This is a genomic window from Ruegeria sp. C5 (assembly GCF_056537605.1).
Genome location: NZ_JBQFRX010000003.1, coordinates 66,300 through 90,907 on the forward strand (window position 1 = coordinate 66,300; position 24,608 = coordinate 90,907).

General features: G+C 54.5%; 20 protein-coding genes and 1 pseudogene. 15 read left to right on the forward strand and 6 right to left on the reverse strand.

Annotated features, from left to right (window positions below):
• The first annotated feature begins 1 nt into the window (after position 1).
• Genes ACR0AW_RS11930 through ACR0AW_RS11940 form a run of 3 tightly spaced genes read left to right on the forward strand, consistent with a single transcriptional unit; the run spans position 2 to position 4,401 of the window.
• Positions 2-3,130, forward strand: a complete 3,129-nt coding sequence (locus tag ACR0AW_RS11930; protein WP_170733068.1) for an efflux RND transporter permease subunit — start codon at positions 2-4, stop codon at positions 3,128-3,130.
• Entirely contained in the window at positions 3,127-3,546 is a 420-nt protein-coding gene (locus tag ACR0AW_RS11935) for a DUF2141 domain-containing protein (RefSeq protein WP_170646658.1), read from the forward strand. The genes ACR0AW_RS11930 and ACR0AW_RS11935 overlap by 4 nt, the downstream gene beginning before the upstream one ends.
• 6 nt (positions 3,547-3,552) lie before the next feature.
• Positions 3,553-4,401, forward strand: a complete 849-nt coding sequence (locus ACR0AW_RS11940; protein WP_170420481.1) for an ABC transporter six-transmembrane domain-containing protein — start codon at positions 3,553-3,555, stop codon at positions 4,399-4,401.
• A 127-nt stretch (positions 4,402-4,528) separates the two neighbouring features.
• Here ACR0AW_RS11940 and ACR0AW_RS11945 read toward each other — a convergent pair whose 3' ends face one another.
• Positions 4,529-5,806, reverse strand: coding sequence for a tetratricopeptide repeat protein (locus ACR0AW_RS11945; RefSeq protein ID WP_170733067.1), 1,278 nt, complete (start codon positions 5,804-5,806; stop codon positions 4,529-4,531).
• 241 nt (positions 5,807-6,047) lie between these two features.
• Between ACR0AW_RS11945 and ACR0AW_RS11950 the strand changes: the two genes are divergently transcribed.
• Positions 6,048-6,392: an adenylate/guanylate cyclase domain-containing protein gene (locus ACR0AW_RS11950; protein ID WP_170733066.1), complete on the forward strand. Its 345-nt coding sequence runs from the start codon at positions 6,048-6,050 to the stop codon at positions 6,390-6,392.
• 96 nt (positions 6,393-6,488) lie between these two features.
• Here the strand turns inward: ACR0AW_RS11950 and ACR0AW_RS11955 are convergent, their stop codons facing one another.
• Positions 6,489-6,668: a hypothetical protein gene (locus ACR0AW_RS11955; protein WP_480592764.1), complete on the reverse strand. Its 180-nt coding sequence runs from the start codon at positions 6,666-6,668 to the stop codon at positions 6,489-6,491.
• A gap of 9 nt (positions 6,669-6,677) precedes the next feature.
• Between ACR0AW_RS11955 and ACR0AW_RS11960 the strand changes: the two genes are divergently transcribed.
• The 9 genes from ACR0AW_RS11960 to ACR0AW_RS12000 all read left to right on the forward strand — a co-directional run bounded on the left by ACR0AW_RS11960 (position 6,678) and on the right by ACR0AW_RS12000 (position 15,727).
• A complete protein-coding gene (locus ACR0AW_RS11960; RefSeq protein WP_170733065.1) occupies positions 6,678-7,793 on the forward strand; it encodes an MHYT domain-containing protein in 1,116 nt (371 codons plus the stop codon).
• 111 nt (positions 7,794-7,904) lie between these two features.
• Complete coding sequence (locus tag ACR0AW_RS11965) at positions 7,905-8,759, forward strand: FAD binding domain-containing protein (protein ID WP_170733064.1); 855 nt, start codon at positions 7,905-7,907, stop codon at positions 8,757-8,759.
• A gap of 12 nt (positions 8,760-8,771) precedes the next feature.
• Positions 8,772-9,266 carry a (2Fe-2S)-binding protein gene (locus ACR0AW_RS11970; protein WP_170392521.1) on the forward strand — a complete coding sequence of 165 codons (495 nt, stop codon included), beginning with the start codon at positions 8,772-8,774 and terminating at the stop codon, positions 9,264-9,266.
• Positions 9,263-11,692, forward strand: coding sequence for an aerobic carbon-monoxide dehydrogenase large subunit (locus ACR0AW_RS11975; RefSeq protein ID WP_170392520.1), 2,430 nt, complete (start codon positions 9,263-9,265; stop codon positions 11,690-11,692). The genes ACR0AW_RS11970 and ACR0AW_RS11975 overlap by 4 nt, the downstream gene beginning before the upstream one ends.
• Before the next feature lie 46 nt (positions 11,693-11,738).
• Positions 11,739-12,614 (forward strand): AAA family ATPase, encoded by an 876-nt coding sequence (locus ACR0AW_RS11980; RefSeq protein WP_170594367.1) that lies wholly within the window; start codon positions 11,739-11,741, stop codon positions 12,612-12,614.
• Positions 12,611-13,792 carry a VWA domain-containing protein gene (locus ACR0AW_RS11985; RefSeq protein ID WP_170733063.1) on the forward strand — a complete coding sequence of 394 codons (1,182 nt, stop codon included), beginning with the start codon at positions 12,611-12,613 and terminating at the stop codon, positions 13,790-13,792. Before ACR0AW_RS11980 ends, ACR0AW_RS11985 begins: the two co-directional genes overlap by 4 nt.
• Entirely contained in the window at positions 13,789-14,571 is a 783-nt protein-coding gene (locus ACR0AW_RS11990; protein WP_170564287.1) for an XdhC family protein, read from the forward strand. The genes ACR0AW_RS11985 and ACR0AW_RS11990 overlap by 4 nt, the downstream gene beginning before the upstream one ends.
• Positions 14,564-15,172: a nucleotidyltransferase family protein gene (locus ACR0AW_RS11995; RefSeq protein ID WP_170733062.1), complete on the forward strand. Its 609-nt coding sequence runs from the start codon at positions 14,564-14,566 to the stop codon at positions 15,170-15,172. The genes ACR0AW_RS11990 and ACR0AW_RS11995 overlap by 8 nt, the downstream gene beginning before the upstream one ends.
• 102 nt (positions 15,173-15,274) lie before the next feature.
• Entirely contained in the window at positions 15,275-15,727 is a 453-nt protein-coding gene (locus ACR0AW_RS12000) for an SRPBCC family protein (protein WP_170402067.1), read from the forward strand.
• A gap of 1,112 nt (positions 15,728-16,839) precedes the next feature.
• Here ACR0AW_RS12000 and ACR0AW_RS12005 read toward each other — a convergent pair.
• Together ACR0AW_RS12005 and ACR0AW_RS12010 are read right to left on the reverse strand one after the other, a co-directional pair.
• Positions 16,840-18,465: an FAD-binding oxidoreductase gene (locus ACR0AW_RS12005; protein WP_170646647.1), complete on the reverse strand. Its 1,626-nt coding sequence runs from the start codon at positions 18,463-18,465 to the stop codon at positions 16,840-16,842.
• 273 nt (positions 18,466-18,738) lie between these two features.
• Entirely contained in the window at positions 18,739-19,362 is a 624-nt protein-coding gene (locus ACR0AW_RS12010) for a glutathione S-transferase (RefSeq protein ID WP_170733061.1), read from the reverse strand.
• A 112-nt stretch (positions 19,363-19,474) separates the two neighbouring features.
• Between ACR0AW_RS12010 and ACR0AW_RS12015 the strand changes: the two genes are divergently transcribed.
• Positions 19,475-20,377 carry a LysR substrate-binding domain-containing protein gene (locus tag ACR0AW_RS12015; RefSeq protein ID WP_170733060.1) on the forward strand — a complete coding sequence of 301 codons (903 nt, stop codon included), beginning with the start codon at positions 19,475-19,477 and terminating at the stop codon, positions 20,375-20,377.
• A gap of 271 nt (positions 20,378-20,648) precedes the next feature.
• Positions 20,649-21,171, forward strand: a pseudogene (locus tag ACR0AW_RS12020) (transposase family protein); the annotation flags it as partial.
• A 155-nt stretch (positions 21,172-21,326) separates the two neighbouring features.
• On the opposite strand, the gene ACR0AW_RS12025 reads toward ACR0AW_RS12020, so the two are convergent.
• Complete coding sequence (locus tag ACR0AW_RS12025; protein WP_170733058.1) at positions 21,327-22,829, reverse strand: glycosyltransferase family 4 protein; 1,503 nt, start codon at positions 22,827-22,829, stop codon at positions 21,327-21,329.
• A gap of 296 nt (positions 22,830-23,125) precedes the next feature.
• On the reverse strand, positions 23,126-24,520 hold the full coding sequence (sauS, locus tag ACR0AW_RS12030; RefSeq protein ID WP_170733057.1) for an acylating sulfoacetaldehyde dehydrogenase: 1,395 nt from the start codon (positions 24,518-24,520) through the stop codon (positions 23,126-23,128).
• Between the last annotated feature and the right edge of the window lie 88 nt (positions 24,521-24,608).

A 24,608-nucleotide genomic window follows, 5' to 3' on the forward strand; every position in this document is an offset into this window, starting at 1 on the left:
CATGCACGCTCTGACTTCCTGGTTTATTCGAAATCCGGTCGCTGCCAATTTGATGATGGCGCTGATCCTATTTCTTGGGGTGCAAACGCTGCTGAACATTCGGATCGAAGGCTTCCCCCGCATTCCGCCGGAAAGTGTTACAATCGCGATCGAGTTTCCGGACGCCACAGCCGAACAGGTTGATGAATTGGTGACCCAGAAAGTTGAGCAGGCCCTCGAAGGTTTGGAGGGCGTGCGTAGTGTGACCTCACAATCCCAAAATGACCTAAGTGTCGTGACTGTCCGTCGCGCAGGTGGCCAGAAACTACAAGCCGTCCTGGATCGTGTACGTATTCGGATCGACGGTTTGACTGATCTGCCTGATACTGCGCGCCGACCCGTGATCGAAGCCTCGGGTTTCGATTTCCCGGCGCTGTATCTGAACTTGTTCGGAGAAACAGACCCCGCCACATTGCAGAGCTTGGCGCAACGCCTGAAAGAAGAGTTGCTGGCGCAACCGGAATTGTCGCGGCTGCAAATCTGGGGCCTGATACCGCGGGAATTGCGCATCGAAATCGACCCGGCGTTGCTGCGCCACTATGGGTTGACGGTTTCGGATGTGACCCGTGCGATCGAAGGGAATTCGCTGGCCTTTCAGGCAGGTCGTCTGAGGACCGATGGCGGTACGATTTATCTGCGGGCCGATGACAGGGCGAAATACGTGCCGGAATACGCAGCTCTGCCGATCATCGAACGTGACGACGGGTCCTATGTGCCTTTGGGCGATATTGCCAAAATCGAAGACGGGTTTCAGGACGGCGAGTATTTGTTTCGCCTGAACGGCAAACCAACCGTAGGGATGGAGGTTCTGGTCGGGCAGAAGGAAAACCTGCTGGAGATCAGTGATGTCGTGCGCAGCACGATTGACGAGTTCAGCCGACAGCTGCCGTCGCAGGTTCAGGTCGAGGTTTGGGGTGATAGCGCTGGCTACATCTCGGACCGTCTGGCGCTGTTGCGCTCAAACGGGGTGCAGGGTTTGATCCTTGTGACCCTGATGCTGTCGATTTTCCTGAACGTGCGTTTGGCCTTCTGGGTTGCCATGGGCATTCCCGTTTCGGTCATGGGGGCGCTTGCTGTCTCGGGCTCGAAATGGGTGGACTATTCGCTGAACGATGTCACGACTTTTGGTCTGATCATTGCCTTGGGAATTCTGGTCGATGATGCCGTTGTAGTCGGCGAAAGCGTTTTTGAAGAACGCCGCAAGGGGAAGGACCCGATTAGGGACACGGAACGCGGCGTGCATCGCGTGGCTCTTGCGACCGTCTTTGGCGTGCTGACCACAATCGCAGCCTTTTTCCCGATGCTGTTGATCGACAATCCGCTGGGCAAGGTACTTGCCGGGTTCGCGGGCATCGTGATCCTGACGCTGATCTTTTCGCTTATCGAAAGCAAATTCATCCTGCCCGCCCATCTGGCGCAGGTTTCGATGCGGCAAGAGCGTCGATACTTGCTGACCCGCTTGTGGGGGCGGGTACAGGATTCTGCGCAGGGCGGGTTGTACTGGGTGCGGGATCGCATCTACCAGCCTTTGCTCGTCGCGGCGGTGCGTCAGCGCTACGCTGTACTGATCTTGTTCATTGCCGCTGCAACGCTGGGGCTTGGCCTGATGTACAAGGGCAAGGTCAGGACGGTGTTCTTTCCCGAGGTGCCCGGTCAGGTCATCACGATGAACCTGGAAATGGATGCCCGCGCCCCCTTTGCACTGACCCGCACGAACGTGAATCGGATCGAAGCCGTGTTGAACGAGCTGAACGTCGAGCTTGCAGAAGAGGCGAGTATGTCTGCTCCACCCGTTCAGACAGTATTCACCATCATCAACAGCGCTGGAAATGCGCAAGTATTCGCTGAAATGATCCCGGTAGCTGAGCGTCCGAATGTCCCGATCCTTTCCGTGGTCCGCGAATGGCGCGACCGGGTCGGTGCGGTCGAGGGCGCCACCGAGTTGGAGTTCACCGGATCGGAAACGCTTGCCGGAGGGTTCCGAATCCGGTTGGCGTCAAAAGACGAAGGCCTTCTGCAGCAAGCCAGCGCCGAAATGAAAGGTTTCTTGTCGAACATCGAGGGCGTGGCAAATGTAAGGGATGGGTTGGTGGGCGGCCAACCTGAACTGAAACTCCGCCTGCGCCCGGACGCGCGGCACCTTGGTTTTAACGCCGAGGCTCTGGCCAGACAGATTGGCTATGGGTTCGGCGGGGCCGAGGTGACCAAGGTCAGACGCGATGGGTCCGAAGTCCGCGTAGTCGTACAGAACGCGCGTGAAAACCGCGATACGTTGGCGGATCTGGTGCAGACCCGGTTGCGCAGCGCATCCGGCGCCTGGGTGCCGCTTGAGACCGTCGCCGAAATCGAGGGCACCTATGCCTCTGGCACTATCGATCGCCGTGACGGCAAGCGCATGAACATCGTAGCCGCGTCCATCGACCGCGACCTTGTTGCTCCCGAAGAGGTGGGGCAGGCGGTGTTCGAGCAACTGGTCCCGAAACTCCGTGCCAAATATCCCAGCGTAACCGTCCTGCCGGCCGGTGAACTGGAAGAAATGGCCGATATAAGCGATGGCCTGAAGCGCGCGCTGTTGCTGGCAGCCGTTCTGATCTATGTGCTGATGGCCGTGCCGTTGAAAAGCTATTGGCAGCCTTTTGTCATTCTGGCCATCGTGCCATTCGGCTTTATCGCAGCCGCCGTCGGGCACCTGATCATGGATGTCTCGCTGTCGCTGTTTTCGTTCTTCGGCATGCTCGCTCTGACCGGTGTGATTGTGAACGACAGTCTGGTCATGATCACCCGCTACAATCAGGCGCGAGAGGAAGGTCAGCCCGTGAATCTGGCGCTGAGAAGCGCAGGCATTGGACGTTTCAAGGCGATCTTTCTGACCACCGCAACTACAGTGATTGGTCTGCTGCCTTTGCTGACCGAAACCTCTGAGCAAGCACAGTATCTGATCCCTGCGGCAATCTCTTTAGCTTTTGGAGAACTCTTCGGCACAGCCCTCATGCTGCTGCTGGTGCCGGTACTGATCGCCATCACCGAGGATGTCATTGCCATTTTCAAGTCACCCCTTCCGCAGCCTTCTGAAGAAAGGACAAAGCCATGATACGGAACCTTCTAGCCCCTGCGTTCGCCGTGGTAACGCTTGCGACACCGGCCGCCGCCGAGGGTCTGAATGTGACTGTGGACGGCATCCGCAACGCCAACGGCAACATCGTGATCCTTGTATTCGATAACGCGCGCGCCTTTGACAGTTTGGATGTCTGGAGCGCCATTGACTACGCCCAGATTCCGTCACGTAAAGGCAGCGTCAGCCATGAGTTTTCTGACCTGAACACGGGCCCATACGCTGTGCTGTTGTTTCATGACGAAAACAAGGACGATGACCTGAACATGACTGAGACAAAACTGTTGGAGGGGCTGGGTTCAACAGGTGCCTCAGACCCTCAGGACGAGCCGGATTTCAAGGCTGCCTCGGTCTGGCCGGGCGATGTGCGTGTTCGCATTCACTATGATCAGTAATTCGACATGCTGACAGATCGAAAACTGACAATCGGCACGCTTCTGAGTGTGTTCCGCTGGCGCGTAGGGCTTACGTGGTTCCTGATCCTGGTTGAAACTGCCCTGACAGTTTTGATTCCGCTGTTCGTCGGCTTCGCCATAGATGGATTGCTGAGCGAAGATTTTCAGCCCTTTGTGCAGTTAGGTGCGCTCATGGTTGCCCTTACTATGATCAGCGTGATCCGGCGGATTTACGATACACGTGTCTACGGTATGATCCGTGTCGAATTGGGCAAGGCGCTTGCCGCGCGGTTTTCAAATCTTCCAATTTCGTCGCTGAACGCCCGGATCGGGATGGGGCGCGAACTGGCCGACTTTCTTGAAGAGATCCTGCCTTCGGCAATCGCGGGGGTGGTGCAGTTCGTCGTATCAGCAATTTTGCTGTTTTACTTCTCGCCAGTTCTGGCCCTGTCTGCCTGTGGGGTTCTTGTCGGAATGATATCTGTGTACGCTCTGTTTCATTCGACGTTTTGGCAATGGAACCGTGCGCTGAATGAGCAAATGGAGCATCAGGTCAGTGTTCTGGAACAACGACGTGACCGTCCGGTTTTCGTCCACCTGAGTAAACTGCGCCGGTTCGAAGTAAAGCTCTCGGATACCGAAGCCGTTCTGTATGGCGTAATCTTCATTCTGTTAATAGGTCTGCTCCTATTCAACCTGTGGTTCGCGACCCAAAACCTGGATGCGACACCGGGCATGATATTTTCGATTATCAGCTATTCGTGGGAGTTTGCGGAAGCCGCACTTGCTTTGCCCGTCACCTTACAATCCTGGTCTCGCCTGTCAGAGATTACGACCAGGTTGCAGAGCGATTGATCAGGCTTGCATACCATAATTGGCGTGATACGGGATTTGTAATCAGGAAGTAATCAGTCCATTCCGGTCGTGCGCAGCCTAGCTAAAGGAGGGGTAAAAAGAGCTGATAAACTAGAGCTTTGTGAATTCAGACAATGCCTGCAACGGGCGCAGTATGACTGAAGATCGGGCGTCGCGCTGTAATCGTTCGATGAGCTTCTTGAATATGGCCCGATTTCAATAGCAGATTCAGGTAAGTCAGCTCCAAAAGGTCACGCTGTGCGCGGCTGCCGCCCAGACGAGCGTGATCTGCCATAACCGGTGTCAGCTGTTGCAGCGCATCCGTCCAATCTTGTTGCGCAATCGCGCCCCACGCACGGGCCACCGGGCGAACAAGATCTGCCGCAAAACCCAAGCTTGTTTCGGTCAGAACCGCAAGGCGCTCTCCTTCCCCTGCCATTGCATGAGCCAGCGCGCCATGTATGTCCGCAAAACTCATGCCTGGGTTTGGAAAAAACCGTGATGCGTATTCGCTCAGGTCGCGCCAAAGTTTGGGCGCAACTGTTAGACCCGCAATTTCAGTGCGGTGCAAAAGTGCAGCAGCATCGGTTAGAACATTTATCGGCAACGAATAGGACGCTGCGGGTGCGATAGCTCCCTCGTAAATCGTCCATAGCTCAGCCTCATCCCCTTGCTCCAAGGCCCACAGAGCGCGATGCCAACTTAAGTGGCCGTGCAATACCGAGCGCACATCATAATCCGCGATCCAGTCGGCAAGGTATGCGCGACCGGCCTCTCCATAACCTTGCTCGTAGAGCGTGTGCGCTTTGAAGTGTGACGCGTTTGCATTGGCGTTGTTCAAAGCGAGCGAGCCGTCCATCATGGACATGGCCTCATCAAGCCGCCCAACTTCGCATAGCGCCTGACCGTGTACGCTCATAACCCACCAGTCTTCGCCCAAGGCATCAAATAATTTGGTCGTGTAGGCAAGTTGCGTGCTTTCCCGACCAGGCTCACCCGATGTCCCAATCAAACCAAAAATGTTGGTACAGATCTGCGCGACAAGGACATCGCGGGGGTGATGAGCAGCGTGCTTCAGAACTGCGCTTCGTGCCTGTAAGACACGTCCCTGAAGCAAGAGATCGAATACCGCAAGATGACCCTCCTCGCGCTCAGTCAACCCAGATGCGCAGGCGCGGGCCGACGCCATTGCCTCTTGAGCGCCAGACATATCGTTTTCATACATTCGAGCTCGAGCAAGCCCAACGTGACCGAGGGCGAAGCCGGGATCGGCCGTGATGGCGGCGAAAAAAGCTTCGCTTGCACCAAACGTTACTGCAAGGATGTGATCAAGCCCCGCGACATAGGCGTCCCGCGCCTCTGGCAGGCCGGTCGTCAGCGTCAGTCCATACCGGTCAACCAGCATCTCCATACTCCCACTTTCGTCAGCATACTCAAACGTGCGTGCTCGCGACTGCCCAACGCTAGCACAAAAAGCGAAACCATAAGCACTATTGTGGATAATCGATTGCTATAAGGATCGAACCATCGGTTAACGGGCTGGCCTTCTGGCCTTCACTGCTGATTGAAAAGATATTGATTGAACCAAGCGTGCCTCATAGCCTTTCTTTGCCAATAGGGTTGTCCGAAGGAGGCACAGCGATGAGGTGCACATTGCCTACCAAGTATATGGCGATGGCTTTCTCGCTACGTTTGACGGACCCGGCCAGGCGATCCATCGTGGCAAGGCGATTGGCGATGCCATTTCCAAGCTGAATCTGGAAGTTCGCATAGGGTTTCACACAGGCGAGGTCGAAGTTTCTTTGCATTATGTGCGCGGAATTTCCGTTAACACTGCAGCGCGTATCTCAGAATTGGGCGGAGGCGGCGACATCGTCGTTTCCAGAACAGTAAAAGATCTGGTGGCTGGGTCCGGTCTGGACTTCGAAAGTCTTGTAACAAAAGAACTGAAGGGCTTATCCGAAGACTGGCAAGTTTATAAAGCGGTCTAAAGGCATCTCTAGCCATTCCACCCAGCAGCTTTCGGAAGTCACAAATTAAACATCAAATGATGACGGCGGGAGGGGTCGAGCAGATCTTCATTAGCCTTAAATTGTGGTTTTCACCCAATCAATATGAACGGCGGATTTGGCCTCAAAGCCGCCGAATAGCAGCGTGCTAGCCACCTCGGCACGAATGCTTCGGAGCTGGGCATCGCCTAATGTGTAACCGCTCTTTGAACGTCCGACATCGTTGATCCATTTGCCAAACGCATACTTTTTAGCCAATTTGCGACAATGGAGTTTCTCGACGTCAGCCACAACAGTTTCCTCGTCGCCATGTCCTGCATTGTTGCCTTCGTGGCAGGGTTTACAGGATTGTCGATGACGCGAGATCTTTCGACGAAGCCGGTCTTTGAAAAGAAGGCCTCGGTGGCTCTTGCGGCTGTTTCGCTTGGCGGTGGAATCTGGGCCATGCACTTCGTGGCCATGCTCGGGCTTCAGATGCCGATCCTGTTCTATTACGACGCTGCAATCACACTTGTGTCTGCCCTTGTCGCGATCCTGCTCGTCGGAGCTGCGCTTATTCTGTTGCATTTCACCGAACGCAACCGCGCCACGATTGCGATGGCAGGAGGCGTTGTTGGGTTGGGCATCTTGGCGATGCACTATATTGGCATGGCTGGCTTGGAGCTTTGCCGGGCAGTGTATACGCCCAGTGGCGTCATCTTGTCCTCGATTGCTGCAATAGCGCTTTGTATGCTGGCTTTCGCGATTGCCTACGGGCAGCGAACAAACAGAAACATTTTGCTGGGCACTTTGTGTTTTGCAGCGGCGGTTTGCACCGTTCATTTTCTTGCTCTGGCGAGCACCCGTTTCGTCGCGGTGCCAAGTGGGGTTGAGTTTGGCCCGTTGATGAGCAATGAGACGCTGGCCATTGGCGTAATCCTGTTCAGTTTCATCATATTTGGTGCTTGCTTGTGGGTCAGCGTGACCTATTTGCCTGGACCTTCGAGGAAAGACCCGGAGCCAACAGAAGCGGCCGTGGATGTAGAACCATTGCTGCAAATTCCTTGCGAACGGGATGGTGGAAAGGTCTTCATCTCTGCCGAAGATGTTTTGTTTTTGCGCGCGGATGGGCACTACACCCAAGTTTACACCGAAACGGATCGGTTGTTTTGTGTCTGGCCAGTGACCGAGGCCGCCAAGCGATTGGTGCCCACCGGATTTCTCCAGACCCACCGCAGCTACCTTGTCAATCCTCAGCGCGTGGCGCGGTTTGAGCGGACCAAGGATAAGGGCCGATGCCTGTTCGACGGGGATGGTTTACCACCCGCGCCGGTCAGTCGATCCAAACTCAAGACGGTTCAGGATGCGCTTGCATCGCAGGTGGGCGCAATTCGTGCGACCTAGGGCGCATTTCGTGCAAAATACCTGTTTTTTGTTGATTTCCTGAAGCGTCGCCATCCAAGCGCATGCAGTGATCCGTTCAGCCAGAACATTTGCTTGAAGGGAGGAGAGCCGATGATTCCAGCGGCATTCGAATACTACAGACCCAAGGACATGGCCGGTGTGCTGTCGATCCTGGAAGAGCATGGCGATGATGCCCGCGTCATGGCCGGTGGGCACAGCCTGATTCCGATGATGAAGTTGCGGATGGCGGATGTGCCGCATCTGATCGATCTTCAGGATGTTGGCGGCATGTCTGATATCGAGATCGGAGGTGACAGTATCCGCATCGGTGCGATGGTCACCCAGCACGCGATTATTGATCACGACGCACTGGCTGAGGCCGCTCCGATTCTGCGCGAAGCTGCCCTTCAGATCGCAGACCCGCAAGTCCGATACATGGGGACAGTTGGTGGCAACGTGGCCAATGGCGACCCCGGCAATGACATGCCCGGCCTGATGCAGTGCCTGAATGCGCGCTTTACTGTCGAGGGTCCTGACGGGGAACGCGACATCGCTGCCCGCGAGTTTTACGAAGCCGCCTACATGACTGCTCGGGAAGACGAAGAAGTGTTGACGGCAGTCACCATCCCAACGCTGCATGGCGGTTACGCCTATGAAAAACAAAAGCGCAAGATTGGCGATTATGCTACCGCTGCTGCTGCAGTCCAGATCGTGAAAGATGGTGGCACCTGTGCCTCCGCCTCGATTGCAATGACCAATCTGAGCGACACACCGGTCTTTTCCGAGGCGGCTGGGGCCGCTCTGGTTGGCACCGGCGTCGATGCAAATGCCATTAAGACCGCTGTGGCCGCCATGCTCGGTGATATTGACCCCACCGAGGACAACCGCGGCCCCGTCGCTTTCAAGAAACACGTTGCAGGTATCATTCTGACCCGCGCCATTGAGCGCGCCTGGTCGCGTGCGTGAGGAGATCGTCCGATGTCAAAGAAACAACACTATAAGATCACGGTGAACGGCAAGGAAGAGGAATTCCTTGCCGAGCCACGCGAACTTCTCATCTACACGCTGCGCGAGCGGCTCAACATCACCGGCCCGCATATTGGTTGCGAGACTTCCCATTGTGGCGCTTGCACCGTCACCATTGATGGCAAATCAGTCAAGTCCTGCACCATGTTCGTGGCGCAGGCCGATGGCAAGGATATCACAACCATCGAAGGCATCGGTGGGCCTGACGCGCTGCACCCGCTGCAAGAGGCGTTTAAGGAACATCACGGGCTGCAATGCGGCTACTGCACTCCGGGCATGATCACACGTGCGGCAAAGTTGCTCGAAGAGAACCCGAACCCGTCCGAGGAAGAGATCCGTTTTGGCATGGCAGGTAATATCTGCCGCTGTACCGGGTATCAGAACATCGTGAAGTCCATCAAAGCCGCAGCGGCCGAGATGAATGCAGCCAAGGAGGCGGCCCAATGAATGACATGACACCAGATCGTGAGGAACGCACCGCGAACCTCAAGGGCATGGGCTGTTCGCGCAAAAGGGTGGAAGATGCCCGCTTTACTCAAGGCAAGGGCAACTACGTCGATGACGTGAAGCTTGACGGGATGCTCTTTGGAGATTTCGTCCGCTCTCCCTACGCTCACGCACGGATCACCAACATCGATACGGCGGCAGCGCTTGAAGTGCCCGGCGTTCTCGCTGTGCTGACCGCCAAGGACCTTGAACCGCTCGGCCTCCATTGGATGCCGACGCTGGCCGGCGACAAGCAAATGGTTCTGGCCGATGGCAAGGTTCTGTTTCAAGGCCAGGAAGTGGCGTTTGTGGTGGCCGAAGACCGCTATGCGGCGGCAGATGGAATCGAGGCCGTCGAAGTCGAATACGAAGAGCTTGAGGTTCTGGTTGATCCGTTCAAGGCGATGGAATCACAGATAGTTCTGCGTGAAGACACCGTGGGCGAGGATGGCAAACCAATCGATGGAGCACATGGTCCTCGAAAGCATCACAACCATATCTTCACGTGGGAAGCGGGCGACAAGGATCCAACATTCGAGACAATCGACAATGCCGAGGTCGTTGCCGAAGAGACTATGTATTACCACCGTACGCACCCATGCCCACTGGAAACCTGCGGCTGTGTCGCCTCAATGGACAAGGTCAATGGCAAGCTGACTCTTTGGGGCACGTTCCAGGCGCCCCATGCTATCCGCACTGTGGTCAGCCTGATTTCCGGGATCGAGGAACACAATATCCGTGTGATCTCTCCCGATATTGGCGGCGGGTTTGGAAATAAGGTTGGGGCCTATCCGGGCTATGTGTGTTCGGTCGTCGCCTCCATCGTCACCGGCAAGCCGGTAAAGTGGATCGAAGACCGGATGGACAATCTGATGACCACCGCCTTTGCCCGCGACTATTGGATGAAGGGCCGCATTTCTGCCACCAAGGACGGCAAGATCACCGGGTTGCATTGCCATGTGACAGCGGACCATGGTGGATTTGACGCCTGCGCCGACCCAACCAAATTCCCGGCGGGTTTCATGAATATCTGCACCGGATCTTACGACATCCCGACTGCATTCCTTGAGGTTGATGGCGTCTACACCAACAAAGCGCCGGGCGGGGTCAGCTACCGTTGTTCCTTCCGCGTGACAGAGGCGGTTTATTTCATCGAACGGATGATCGAGGTGCTGGCGATCGAGTTGAACATGGACGCGGCAGATTTGCGCCGGATCAACTTCATCAAGAAAGAGCAATTCCCCTATCAGGCTGCGCTTGGCTGGGAATATGACTCTGGCGATTATCACACTGCATGGGACAAAGCGCTCAGCACCGTCGACTACGAGGGATTGCGCAAGGAACAGGCCGAGCGTGTAGAGGCGTTCAAACGGGGCGAAACGCGCAAGCTTATGGGAATCGGTCTCAGTTTCTTCACTGAGATCGTGGGTGCTGGCCCAGTGAAGAATTGCGATATTCTGGGTCTGGGTATGTTCGATAGCTGCGAAATTCGCATTCATCCCACGGGCTCTGCAATTGCACGGCTTGGAACGATTTCGCAGGGGCAAGGCCACGCGACGACATTCGCACAGATACTGGCCTCCGAGATCGGATTACCTGCCGATAGCATCACCATCGAAGAGGGCGACACCGATACCGCGCCCTATGGTCTGGGCACCTACGGCTCGCGCTCGACCCCGGTTGCCGGGGCGGCTACGGCCATGGCTGGCCGCAAGATCCGCGCCAAGGCGCAAATGATCGCGGCCTATCTGTTGGAAGTGCATGACGATGACGTCGAGTTCGACGTCGACCGTTTCGTGGTCAAAGGAGCGCCCGAGCGGTTCAAGACCATGAAAGAAATCGCATTCGCCGCCTACAATCAGGCCATTCCAGGGATTGAGCCAGGGCTTGAAGCGGTCAGCTACTATGACCCGCCAAACATGACTTATCCGTTCGGTGCCTATGTCTGCGTGATGGATATTGATGTGGATACAGGCGTGCCAGACATCCGCCGCTTCTACGCGCTGGACGATTGCGGTACCCGGATCAACCCGATGATCATCGAAGGACAGGTGCATGGCGGCCTGACCGAAGCACTCGCAGTCGCTTTGGGCCAGGAAATCGCCTATGACGATCAGGGCAACGTGAAGACGGGCACGCTGATGGATTTCTTCCTGCCGACTGCATGGGAGGTTCCGAATTACGAGACCGACTACACCGTCACGCCGTCGCCACATCATCCCATCGGTGCGAAGGGCGTGGGCGAAAGTCCGCATGTGGGCGGGGTGCCATGCTTCTCCAACGCGGTGCAGGATGCGTTCCGGGCCTTTGGTCTGCGGCATACCAACATGCCACATGATCACTGGCGGATCTGGAAGACCGCCAATGAGCTTGGCCTGCACGGCTAAAGGCGAAAGGCAGGGCGGAGACGTTCCGCTCTGCCCGGAGACACACATGACCTGGACCGATTTACAATCCGCTCTTGAAGGGCAGGGCTATGTCGCATCCGACGACCTAGCAGTTGCTCTCCATCTGGCGCTGACGTTGGAGCGGCCTCTTCTTCTGGAGGGCGCCGCGGGCGTAGGTAAGACAGAGGTTGCGCGCACCCTGAGCGATGCGCGCGACACCAAGTTGCTCCGACTGCAATGCTATGAGGGGCTTGACGCCGCTCAGGCCATCTACGAATGGAACTACCAGCGGCAATTGCTGACGATCCGCGCCGCCGCCGAAGATGGTGAGACGGGCAAAAGCGTTGAGGAGCGTATTTTTTCCCGTGATTTCCTGTTGGAACGCCCTCTATTGGCCGCCATTACCCAGGACACGCCGCCTGTTTTGTTGATTGACGAAATTGACCGCGCTGATGTGGAATTCGAAGCCTACTTGCTGGAAGTTCTGGCCGACTATCAAGTGACTGTCCCAGAACTCGGCACCATCACGGCCTCTAGCAAGCCGATCGTGATCCTGACCTCAAACGGCACACGCGATCTATCCGATGCACTGCGTCGTCGCTGCCTTTACACCTATGTCGATTATCCGGACCGACAGACAGAACTTGCAATCCTCAAAGCGCGCTGCCCTGCGATTGAGGCACGTCTCGGCGCGCAAGTCGTAGGCTTTGTACAAAAGCTTCGCGAGGAGGAACTGGAAAAGACACCCGGCATCGCTGAGATGCTCGATTTTGCTGCCGCCTTGATGGGACTTGGGATTGCGGATCTGACCGACGATCCAACCGTGTTGCACTCCACCTTAACCACGCTGCTGAAAACTCAAAGCGATCAGGCACAGATCACCGCCGAAGTCGCGGCCCGTATCGCGGGGAAGGCCGCATGAGCCGGGTTTCCAAATTTGCGGCGCGTGATCCGGGGCCAGCGGCCCGTGTTGCCGGGTTCATTGCGCATTTGCGCCAGAACGGCCTTCGCCTAGGTGTGGCAGAGGCAGAGCTTGCCTTGCGTGCCCTCGGCGAGGTCAATGCCGCTGTCCCGAATGAAAGCCGTCGCGCGTTGCGGGCCATCTGCACAGGATGCAAGGATGAGGCCGAACGGTTCGACGGCCTCTTCGATAGTTTTTGGATGGATTCCGGTCGGGTGAAGCAAAGGGCCGTGCCCAAAGCGCAGTCTGCGCTCAGCGATAACGTGCATTCCTCTCGTCAAGCCAAGGGTCAGGATATGGGCGCATCGGGCAGCGCCATCGCTCCTGATTCCGGTGACGGCGAAGCCGACAGCGATGGCACCGGTAAACTTATCGCAACTCAGCAACGCAATCTCAGCCGCCGCGATCTGCGTGATCTGGTCCGCGCGGATGATATCGCAGAGGCCGAAGCAGTTGCGCGTCGCATCGGTGCCGCTTTGCGCGATCGACGTTCGCGCCGTCGGATCGCCGCCCGCAAAGGCGACCGCCTGCATTTTCGCAAGACCATTCGCCTGAGCCTTGCGACAGGAGGGGAACCTCTGCAGCTCTTGCGCAAGTCTCGCCCTGATCGCAGCCGCAAAATCGTAGCGCTTTGCGATGTATCGGGATCGATGAGCGTCTATGCGCAAGTTTTTCTTGCTTTTCTCGCTGGGCTGATGCGCGCTGACAAAGATGCCGACGCTTATCTTTTTCACACACGGCTGGTACGCATCACTGAAGCATTGCGCGACAAAGACGCACTGCGTGCAATTGGTCGGATGTCGCTGATGGCAGATGGCTTCGGCGGTGGATCAAAGATCGGGCCATCGTTGCAACGCTTTGCCGATACCTATGCGCGGCGCTTTGTAGATGGCCGGTCTGTCGTAGTGATCTTGTCGGACGGCTATGATACCGAGCCACCCGCAATCCTGGCAGCAGCGCTTGAGAAGCTGAGAAAACGCGGCTGTAAGATCATCTGGCTCAATCCACTGAAGGGTTGGAGCGACTACGCGCCCGTAGCTGGCGGAATGGCTGCGGCCTTGCCTTATCTCGACCTTTTTCAACCGGCCAACACCCTTGCCGATCTTGCCGCCCTGGAACCAAAATTGGTGACACTATGAGTCCGGCAGAGATCTTAGACACGGACCTTGCCGATGCGGCACAAGACCTGCGTGACCGGCAAGAACCTTTCGCCTTCGCGACAATCGTGCGCACTGCGGGGGCGACGGCGGCCAAGCCGGGTGCTAAAGCGCTGCTCAGCGCGGACGGGACAATCCTGCATGGATGGCTTGGTGGCGGATGCACGCGTGGCGCGGTCAAACGCGCTGCGGTAGAGGCTTTGCGCGCCGGTCAGCCGCAACTGGTTTCTGTCGCGCCCGAGGAACTCCTGGAAGAAATGGGCGTGATAGCGGGGGATGAGATCGACGGGACGCGCTTTGCGCGCAATGGTTGCCCGTCAAAAGGCACCGTCGACATTTTTATCGAGCCCTGTTTGCCAATGCCCGAACTTGTCGTGCTTGGCGCATCCCCTGTGGCCCAAGCGCTTAGTTCCCTGGCACCGCAATTCCACTGGTCGGTTTCTGGCACCACGTCGGCTGATACGACGTGCAATCGACGACGCTTCGTTGTCATTGCGACGCAAGGCCAAGGAGATCTGGACGCGCTCAAATCCGTACTGACAGATTTGCCCGACTATGTTGCCTTCGTCGGAAGCGCTCGGAAATTCGCGACACTGGCTGAAAAACTAAAGACCGCCGGCATAACTCCCGAGGCCATCAACACCGTCCACGCCCCGGCGGGTCTGGACCTGGGGGCGGTCACGCCCGAGGAAATAGCGCTGTCGATCCTTGCGCAGTTAGTCCGTGTCAGACGGCAGACTGTGGGGCTTGCCGATGGCTGATGTTGCCGCGATCCTTCTAGCCGCCGGTCTTTCCCGTCGCATGGGGGCGCAAAACAAGCTGCTATTACCAATAGACGGCCTGCCGATGATCCGCCGTGTAGCCATGGCTTACTTAGGCGCCATTGATACTGACCTGACGGTGGTAACAGGACATGAGGCGAGCGCCGTGCGCCGGGCATTATCAGGGCTAGCTGTTTCTTTGGTTCACAATGCAAACTTCACCAGCGGCCAGCAGAGCTCGGTTGCCACGGGATTGCATTGTGCACCTGACGCCCATCTGCTTCTGATCGGCTTGGGTGATCAGTCGCTATTGACCACTCAGGATCTGCAAGATCTGATTGCGGCTCACGTTGCAGGTGATGCGACTAAAGTGACGATACCTGTCCATAACGGCGCACGAGGCAATCCAATTACTATCTCGCAGCTATTGCGCCGGCGATTGCTGGAAAACCCCGCACGCCCCGGCTGCTTGGGCTTCACGCGCGATCATCCCGAACATGTACAAGCCGCTACGCTGTCATCGCCCGGGTTCTACACCGATGTCGATACCCCGGATGACTATGCGACCCATTTGGAAACCGCGAAGGAGCCGATCTCATGAGCCGACTTCTGATCTGGATGCGCAGGCGTCTTAAATCGCTCGAAATGACCACTGAACAAGCAGACAACATAAGATTTCCCTGTTGCTAAGAAGGACAAGACTATGGAACTGAAGGACGAAATCATCATCAACGCCCCGAAAGATCGCGTCTATGCGGCACTGAATGATCCCGAGGTGTTGAAACAATGCATCCCGGGTTGTGAAGAACTAATCAAGCATTCTGATACTGAACTGGAGGCCAAGGTCTTGCTTAAAGTAGGGCCCGTCAAGGCGCGGTTCGGAGGCAATGTCACCCTGGACCAGACCGGCGCCCCTGATGCATTCTCGCTGTCTGGTCAGGGCAATGGTGGTACCGCTGGTCATGCAAAGGGTGGCGCAGATGTGACGCTGAGTGCAGACGGCGACACAACGATCCTGCGCTATGAAGCAAAGGCCGAGATTGGCGGAAAACTGGCTCAGCTCGGCAGTCGTTTGATCCAGAGCACAGCCAAGAAGCTCGCAGGAAAATTCTTCAAGTCCTTCGCTGATGTAGTGAATGAAGGCGCGATGATCTGAACTTAATGGGTGGAGATGAAGCGGTTCTTTGAGCTTGCTCCACCCGCTAACGATCCGAATGGAAATTTGCACCGTTCCAGCAACAACAAATGTGCCGAATATGCGAGCGGAAGCTGCAGGAGCAAGGATCAAGTATTAAGATTCTGGTAAGTCCACTCATCCATCATTAGCTACTTGGTTCTAAACGCTTGATCTGAACATTTGCCGTCGGTTGCCATAGATTCACAGTTTTTCTTTTGCGCTCATCTGCCTATTGCAACTCGGACATGAACGTCTGGTTTTCGCTCTAGTGCCCCGATCTTACCGGCGTGGCCTGTAGAAGATTTTTCTATCTATAACCCGCGTACTGCTCATAATTCTGGAATAAGTATAGAAAAATTCTCACCACTTTTTGCCCAGGCACCTAGCGTAAGTGCGCCAGAAACTAACGGTCAACGTAGTATAGCTTACCTAAATGCACTCTGGTTAGTATTTCTGTCCTCGAAAAAAGCGACGCTTGGAATCTTTCTCCTTGAGGGAGAACTGGGGGGCAATTTCGACCGAGATACGGAATGTGATAATTCAACCAATCGATATTGACTTAATATTCAGATATTTAAGTGAAATATGGCTGGGATGGAAGAATGCCAAACTAAGTCATTGACATGTTATTTATACACGTAAAATGGAGGGGCAGGGGGCAAGTTAAAGTTCTTGTTGCCTGGTTTGTATCCGCAACAGAATAATCGCCTTGGTAACTTGACCAACGTTGTAAAAAGGGGAGTGTTTGACGGTTTTTCTTGACTAAAAGATGGGCCGATCCCGATTTAGCTCAGGCCGACTTCTTGCCCAACACTCCGGGCCACGATCGGATTGGGTCGCCTCCGGATGCTTGGCTCATGCGCCGCAAGCGACGACTTACTTGTCGTCGCCACGGCTTAGAAACTTGGAAAAGTAACCAAGTTCTTTCCTACACGGAAGCAAACACGTGTAGCCTGAGCGGGTACTCACGCTTGGTTCGGCACGTCTCTTTCTGCGACAGTAAAGCGTTGATTTTTGAAACACGCCCTAGGGTAACATCCGGGATAATCCAAGAATGCTTCGGCCTTAGCACCGATTACCGACATTCTTAACTATGCTCCAAAAGTCTCATATTTGATCTGATCGCTCATGACGCCTGCAGCCTCCAATCCAGTTTTCAAACCGGTCATAAACTCCAGAGGGCCGCAGATCATATAGTGCGCGTCCGGCCCCGCCCTGATCGCCAACAAGTCCTTAGCAGTGATCCGGCCATGGACGTCAAACGTTTCGCCTAGAAGATCGGTCCTTTCCGGTGAACTGAAGAATATCAATCGGGTGGCATTCGGGTTTCCCGCAATCAGCTGATCAACCTCACGGCCAAACGCATGGGCGCGCCCACTTCGAGCTCCATGGACATACCACACTGGCCGATGGTTTTCTTCTGCTGAGGCTTCGTAAAGCATTGCAAGCATCGGAGTCAGGCCGACACCAGCGCTGATGAGAACTAATGGATTGTCATCTTTGGGGAGTACAAAGTTACCAGCGGGCGGCTTTGCCTCGATCACATCGCCCACGTGCACCTCGTCATGTAGGAATTGCGACCCGATACCGCCTGCCTCGCGTTTTACGCTTATCCTGTAGTTCTGAATCGCGACCGAGCCAGATAGTGTGTATGTCCGACGTACCTTCGCCCCATGACCTGGGATGTCCAAGGCAATCGGCAAATGCTGTCCTGCAAGAAAAGGTGTCACCGCCTCGCCGTTCGTGGGTGCCAGATGGAAAGAGGTGATGTGCTCGGCTTCTAAGACCTTGTCGATCACGGTCAGTTTTGTCATCGTCGCAGGGTCTGCAGACCACCTCAGAGAAAGCGCGGCTGGTCTGTCGATGACAGATTCTATCTCTACATCAATCACACGAAGGATGCTTGGATCGCGCGCTTCCTCCGGGTCCCACTCGACCGAAGCCCGACCCGTCAAATGCAAAAGCCCGCCAGTTGAGAAGTCGACAAAGAGCAACCCAACACGCGGATCTTCGAGCAGGTTCCCGATCGTGTTGAAGAAGTTATTGCCGGTATAGTCGGGGATGCGCAGGCGCTTCGGCCCAACTACCCGGACGAATCCAGGGTCACCGCCACGATGGGAAGCGTCATAGCCGTCGGAGTGCGCTTCGTTAGAGCTTTGTCGCCCCGATCCGATGAATAGAGTGTCAGCGGCGCCTATGTGTTTGATTTGTTCGGAGCTGAGTTGAGTAGACGTCGTCGCTTCAATCGTCATCGCCCTATCGGCTCGCCACCAATTCCGCTCGTTGATATACTTCGGACAATTCCCAAAGGTCTGATGGATATCGACTGCAAAGCCATCCTTGGTTGGACGCGACTTACCGCTGAAGCGGTTGCGGCGGCGCGTAGCGAGTTCGATGCCAACCACGCCGATATCGGTGCCAGCCATAATCGATTCGCTCAGCGGATCTTGTGGATCAATCCGTGTTGCAAGCGTCAGCGTCTGAGAGTCTGGTGACCCAATAAATCCTTCCTCGCCTTCGATGATCGTCGCCCACACTCGTCCCTGGTTATCGCTGGAGGCAGCAACCAGAAACGGTTGTGCTTGATAAAAAGCGCGGTGTTGATCTGGCATGTGATTTCGGATGAAGGGCGACACGCGTTTGGAAAGCCCCCTAACACCCGCGCGTTCTTGTGCAGCCAGTTCGCCCGGATGAAATGGGGTTTCTTCGTCCAACATCGTTTTGTCCTTCTTTCTCAATCTTGTCATCAAAGTCGCTGTACGCTCAGGTCCGGGTTATCGTCCGCAAGCAACCCCATGACCCAACAGTCCAATCGACTTTCGGGGTGCTCTGCACGGTTGCGTCAGTTGCCGCCTCGCGTTTATGCGGGCGCGACCTTAGCTACGTTGCGTCCGTTCATGCCGACTTAGTCAAGGCGCGCGTTTTCAATCACGGTTTCCCGAGTCGATGATGAGACGGCGCTTCGTTCGCCTTCGCAAATGTCCATTGAACTACTCGGCAGCAAGACCAACGGCGGTGGCTGGCATCGCTTGAAAACCGGTCAGCGCTTCGAACCTTGCAATCCAGGCACGGACATTCGGGTACGGCGCGAGCGAAATATTCCCTTCTGGCGCATGGGCTGTGTAGGAATAGGCCGCAACATCAGCGATGGTCGGTTGATCACCAACAAGCCAGTCGCGACCGTCCAGCCCAAATTCCAGTTTTTGCATTGCTTTCGCGGCGGTTGCAGCTGCAAAGTCCACGTCCAGAGGTGCGCCAAACACCGTAATCAACCTTGCTGCACATGAGCCAAATGCAATTTCACCTGCAGCGAGTGTCAGCCATTGCTGAACGTTCGCTTCTCCTACGGCATCACTTGGTATCCAGTCGGATGCGTATTTGCGGGCTAAGTAAACTAATATTGCGTTTGAGTCAGAAATGACGGCGTCGCCATCTTCCAGCACGGGCACCTGTCCATTCGGGTTCATGGCAAGGAAGTCAGGCGTTTTGTGCTCACCAGCGGCGAGATCTACAAAGACAGCTTCATGGGCGATCCCTGCGAGCTTAGCAAAAACCAAAGCGCGATGCGCGTGACCTGATTTGGGGAAGTGATGAATACGAACCGGGTTTGACATTTAAGGGCTCCTGCTGGGGTTGGTCATTTACCAAAACAGATACGACTTGCACAATTGCGCGATAATCGCCAATTTCGGAGAAAGTTTAGGCCCTGAGAGGGCGGAATAAGCTATGGATAAGATTGACCGCATGCGAGCCTTTGCGCTTGTCGCAAAGAACGCCTCTTTCACACTTGCCGCACAGCGTATGGGACGATCCGCGCGGCAGGTCAGCAAATACGTCGCGGATCTGGAAGAAGCGCTAGGCGTTCAGCTTCTGAACAGAACCACACGCAGTGTATCCCTGACGGATGTCGGCGCCACGTATCTGGCGATGTGTGAACCACTTCTTGACGGGTTCGACGAGTTGGAAGAAACCGTCAGGAACCAACAAACGGCTTTACGCGGTGTCATCCATATCTCAGCTCCGACGGGATTTGGATCGGTGCGGCTCGCGCCTTCTCTTGCGGTATTCGCCGCACAGCATCCGGAAGTTGAAATCGACCTTCGTCTCTCGGATCGAAGGGTGTCAATTATTGACGAAGGTCTGGATCTCGCGATCCGCATCGGACCGATGAGAGACAGTTCACTTAAAGTACGCCAGCTTGGCCCAATGCCTTTGCTAGTCTGTGCATCTCCAGACTATTTGAAGCGCGCAGGTATGCCGGCGCATCCACGTGCACTGGAGACGTATGAGTGCATTTTAGACGGCAACATGACGGATCCTACGATCTGGCGCTTCGATTTAGAAGGTCGGGAATTTGCGGTCCATGTTAACGGTCGGCTTCGCGCCAATGCACCGGCAGCATCAGCACGGCTGGCAGCCACGGGAATAGGGGTTGCCCGTTGTCCGGCCTACACTGTTTCAGAAGCTCTAAAGACAGGAGAATTGGTCGAGCTCTTCGCCGAGAATCGCGTTACACCCTATGTGGTCGCCGCACTTTTTCCGCAGAATCGCCGACTAACGACCCGCGTGCGCGCCCTTATTGATCATCTTGCAAGCGACACGTCGCTTTGCTCTGACTTAAAGGGGTGATGAAGCAAAACCGGTAAACAAAAGCCGTTACGATGTGCAGCTTCCTTTGAAGCTCCTGCTTCTCAATATAACTTAATGAGCTCCGCCTGGACTGAGACCCGCCAATTGCAGCTTAAAGCTGCGTTCAGGATCACCGCGGAGAATGACTGCAGTGAACCCAAAACAGCCGATGCTACACTTCGATGAGAGTGAGGTTTGGGTCGTGCTCTTATCATTGAGCCTGCTTAACTGAACTGGTCCACCATTATGTTTAGTGAACGGATGCCCAAGAATGGCCAATAAGCGACCAAAGCCGGAAGAGATTGTCTTGAAGCTACGACAGTTTGAGCTGCTGATGGGACAGGGGATATTCCGTCTTGATGCAATCAGACAAATCGGTGTTGTTGAACAGACCTACTGCCACTGGCGCAGGCAAGGAGCCGTTGAAGGCGCCATTGGTTCGAGCCCAACGGCGAATGCGGAATGGGTGTAGATCAATTGAAGGAACTGAAGCGGCTCCAGAAGGAGAACGAGCATCTAAGACTTGCCGTATCTGATCTGACACTGGGCAGGCTGACCCTTAAGGAGGAGGCAAAGGAAAACTACAAAACTCGCTCGTCTTCGCGCCTGCATTGAACATGTGCGTAGCGAATTCAAAGTGTCTGAGCACAGAACCTGCCGAGTACTGGGGCAACATCGTTCGACCCAAAAGGATGTCCCGATGGCGCGTGCGATGAGAACCGGTTGATTGCCATCATGATCGAACGGCCAGACAATTTAGTCGCGGCTGCTATCGTCGGATTACAGTTTTGCTCGAACCAGTCTTCCATTTGAACGCGCTCGGATTGTACCTCGCATCCAGCCTGAACCGGATCGTTGGTCAATGGGTAACGGCACCTAGCGTCATTTTCCTGGGATTGCGCCGCGAAGCACCAACCTGAGCCGAGCGTTCAGATGCGTCAACCCGCTTTTAGTTCAGGTTGGCATTTGTGCCAAAATCCCTATCGACGGAAAGCGTTTCGTACAGCTCCAACAACCGTTTCGCCTGCGCGTTCCAGCTATACTCTTTGTTAAGTATCTCGAGGGAGGTATCCGTGAGTTTATAGGCTTCGCGGTTCTCAGCAACTTTCTTTATGGCTACGGCGATAGCAAGTGGGTCGGTTTGATCCATAGCGACGCCATGACCCAATACTCTGACAAATTCCCTTTGATCAGGGCGATCTGGAACGCAAACCGGCAGCCTAGCAAATGTGGCCTCAAACAGTTTGTTCGGCATCGAATGTAGATAACTTAACCCGATGTTTTGTGAAGCGCTCGCTGCAAGCGTAGCATCTGACACAACGTAGGGTACTTCTTCGGCAGGAACGGGCGCCAGCAAGTGAATTCGGTCAGCAACGCCCAGTTCCTCGGCGATACCCATAATCCAAGCGTCGTTGGGTTCCTTGCGTGGCCCAAGGTTTGCAATATGAAAACCAGGTAAGTGGACTAATGCTGCAGCGAGTTTGTCCACGCCACGGTTTTCTCGTTGGATCCCACCAATGTAAGCGATCAATGGAACGTCTTCTGGCAGATCTAGCAGATCACGAAGCCGGTTTCCGCCTCGGTCAGTTTCACTTCGAGCAATGTCGGGTGAGTTATAGATTAAAGTAGGCTTACTCTTTGTGAAGCGCTCAGAGTAGAGTTCAGCAATTCCCTTAGAAACTGTGATCACATGATCTGTTTGCTTCAGGCAATCGTCTTCCAGTTTCTTCGTTAGTTCCTGCACATCTGTATGGAGTCCGGCACGTTCGGCTTCATACTCATGAGCGTCATAAATAAGTTTACCATTGCCTCGCTTTGCGAGCGCCACACCTGCAGGCAAAGTTAGCAAATCGTGGGCATGAACTATGTCGAAAGTACTGTCGTCCAGCACGGGTAACAGGTTTTGCATGAATACCAGCCCCCGAATTGCGCCGAGGCTCTCCCAACTTGCGGCAAGTTCTTTTTTTTCGCGGTCAAGTTGGGCGATAAGTTCAAATTGCCTTGCAACACCGGGCGCGCCGATGCCTATTTTGTTTAAGCTTCTTATAACCTTGTGATGCAGTTTGCGCCGCATTCGAGCGGTACCACGCGCAGATTTATAATAGTATTTGTTTAACGGAGATTGTGCGCAGCAAAACTGAAGGCGTTCTAGCTGACGCTTCTTCTCAAGATAGTCGTCAAACCGTTTTGTTACTTCTGCTCCCGAGTACTCTAAAAATGGAAGTTTGTTGACAATTTCTCTGTCCAGAGTGGAGCGTTCGAAACAGCGGAAACGCTTAATCTTGATGTTCGAGATCGTTTCGTTTTTCTCTCGGTTTCCAAGCTGGTTGCAAAAGACATGAACATTATGCCCTGCATCAGCAAGAACGCGAGCTTGTTTAAAAACACGCGCATCTTGCGTTACTTCGCTGTAATTCAAGATTGCGATGCGCTTCCGATTGACAATATTCATCGCTGTTTTTGCTCGCTTTAATGTGGTGAGGTCAATTGCTGAATTTTGGATTTGTTTGTCTGATTGGCCAATCTTTTTACTGTCGTCAAACTATCTGAAGTTATGATTTGGATCTAGAGATCACCCTAATATGGTCAGAAAAACTTCTCTTCGTCCTAATCCGAATAGACCCATTGGTGTGCACACCGCAGCCTAGCAGAATCGGTAACATCCCAGCCATGTTACTTCTCATTTCCGATGGGCGAATGCATAAGATGGAATATCTTGGGAAGAGAAAAATATTATCCCCATCCTAATCAAACGGGGTCAAACTGCGGATCATAGACGGTTCCGAACGCTTCGTCAGGGCTCGGCATTTCCTTTTCGTAAGTCTCTACTAGCACAGTTTTGTTAACAAAATGCTTGATCGAAAGATTCTCTGATATGGAATTTTTTCCCCAAGTCCCACACCCCATGGTAAGCGTGAATGGTAGTGCATTATTCATCCCGCCGCCATTACCGAATGTGTGAGCCTGGTTCACGAGAACACGCGCAACGTCGACTTTCTCAGCGAGCGCTACCGAGCGTTCTTTTCTAGTGGTATGAATGCCTACGGAATGTCCGGCACCCTCGTAGTCAAGAATATCGTTGCAAATATCGATGGCGCCGGCAAAGTCTTTCGCTTTGTACACCGAAAGTACAAGTGCAAGCTTTTCTCCGGAAAGAGGAGCTTCTTTTCCGATTTGAGACTGAGGAACCAATATGAAGCGCTTTGAATTCGGGAGCTTCATTTCAAACAGTTTCTGAAGGGTAGAGATGTCTTTCCCTACGGCTTGACGGTTTACGGCACCATTTGTAAACAACTTTTCCTCAATCCTGCCTACTTCTGTAGGAGTCGCGAGGTAACCCCCAGCAGTCTCTAACTCTGAAATCATTGTTTCGTAAACACTTTCGAGCAAAATGACCGAGTTTTCCGAACTGCAGGATGTGGCGTTGTCGAAAGTCTTTGACGCCACAATTTTCGCGGCCGCGTCTTTAATATCCGCGGTCTCATCGACAATTACAGGAACATTGCCTTTGCCGACGCCTATACAGGGTGTGCCACTGCTGTAACCTCTCCGAACGTTTGTCTGGTCACCAGTGACCAGGAGGAGGTCGACATTTCGTGCAAGATAGTCAGCCTTGTCGAATGATATAGGTGCATGTAGCACTTGGAACAATTCAGTCGGGGCGCCGATAGCTCGCAATGCGTCATCGAAATATGATTTCAGTTTTTGAGCAGTGCGCAAACCGGCAGGGGAAGGGCTGATTATGATTGAGTTTCCACCCTTGACCGCCATGAGTGCCTGATTTGCCGGAGTTGCTGCAGGGTTAGTCGAGGGCGTTAGGCTACCGATGACGCCAACAGGCTTTACCCATTCCGTTATGCCGCGCTCTGGATCTTCAAAGATCTTTCCAACTGTTGGAGTCGCGAGTAAGTCGCAAAGTGTTCCAAATGTTTTCCGACGGTTCTTTAGTATTTTATCCTCAATGTTTCCAAGGCCAGTATCGGCAACTGCCATTTCCGCCAGGGTGCGCGCATGGTCCTGTCGATAGATCGCCCAAGCTAGTGCTCGCACAACGTTGTCGATCTGGTTCTGACTATATTTTGCAATTTCCTGCTGCGCGTCATGAGCTGCGGCCAGCTGTTTATCTATCTCTGAAAATGCCAAACGATTTGTCCTGAGTTTGTCGGGTTACTTCTTATTGAGGGGAGTTCAACATTGACACTATATCGTCAAATTTACGAGGCTGTTAGAG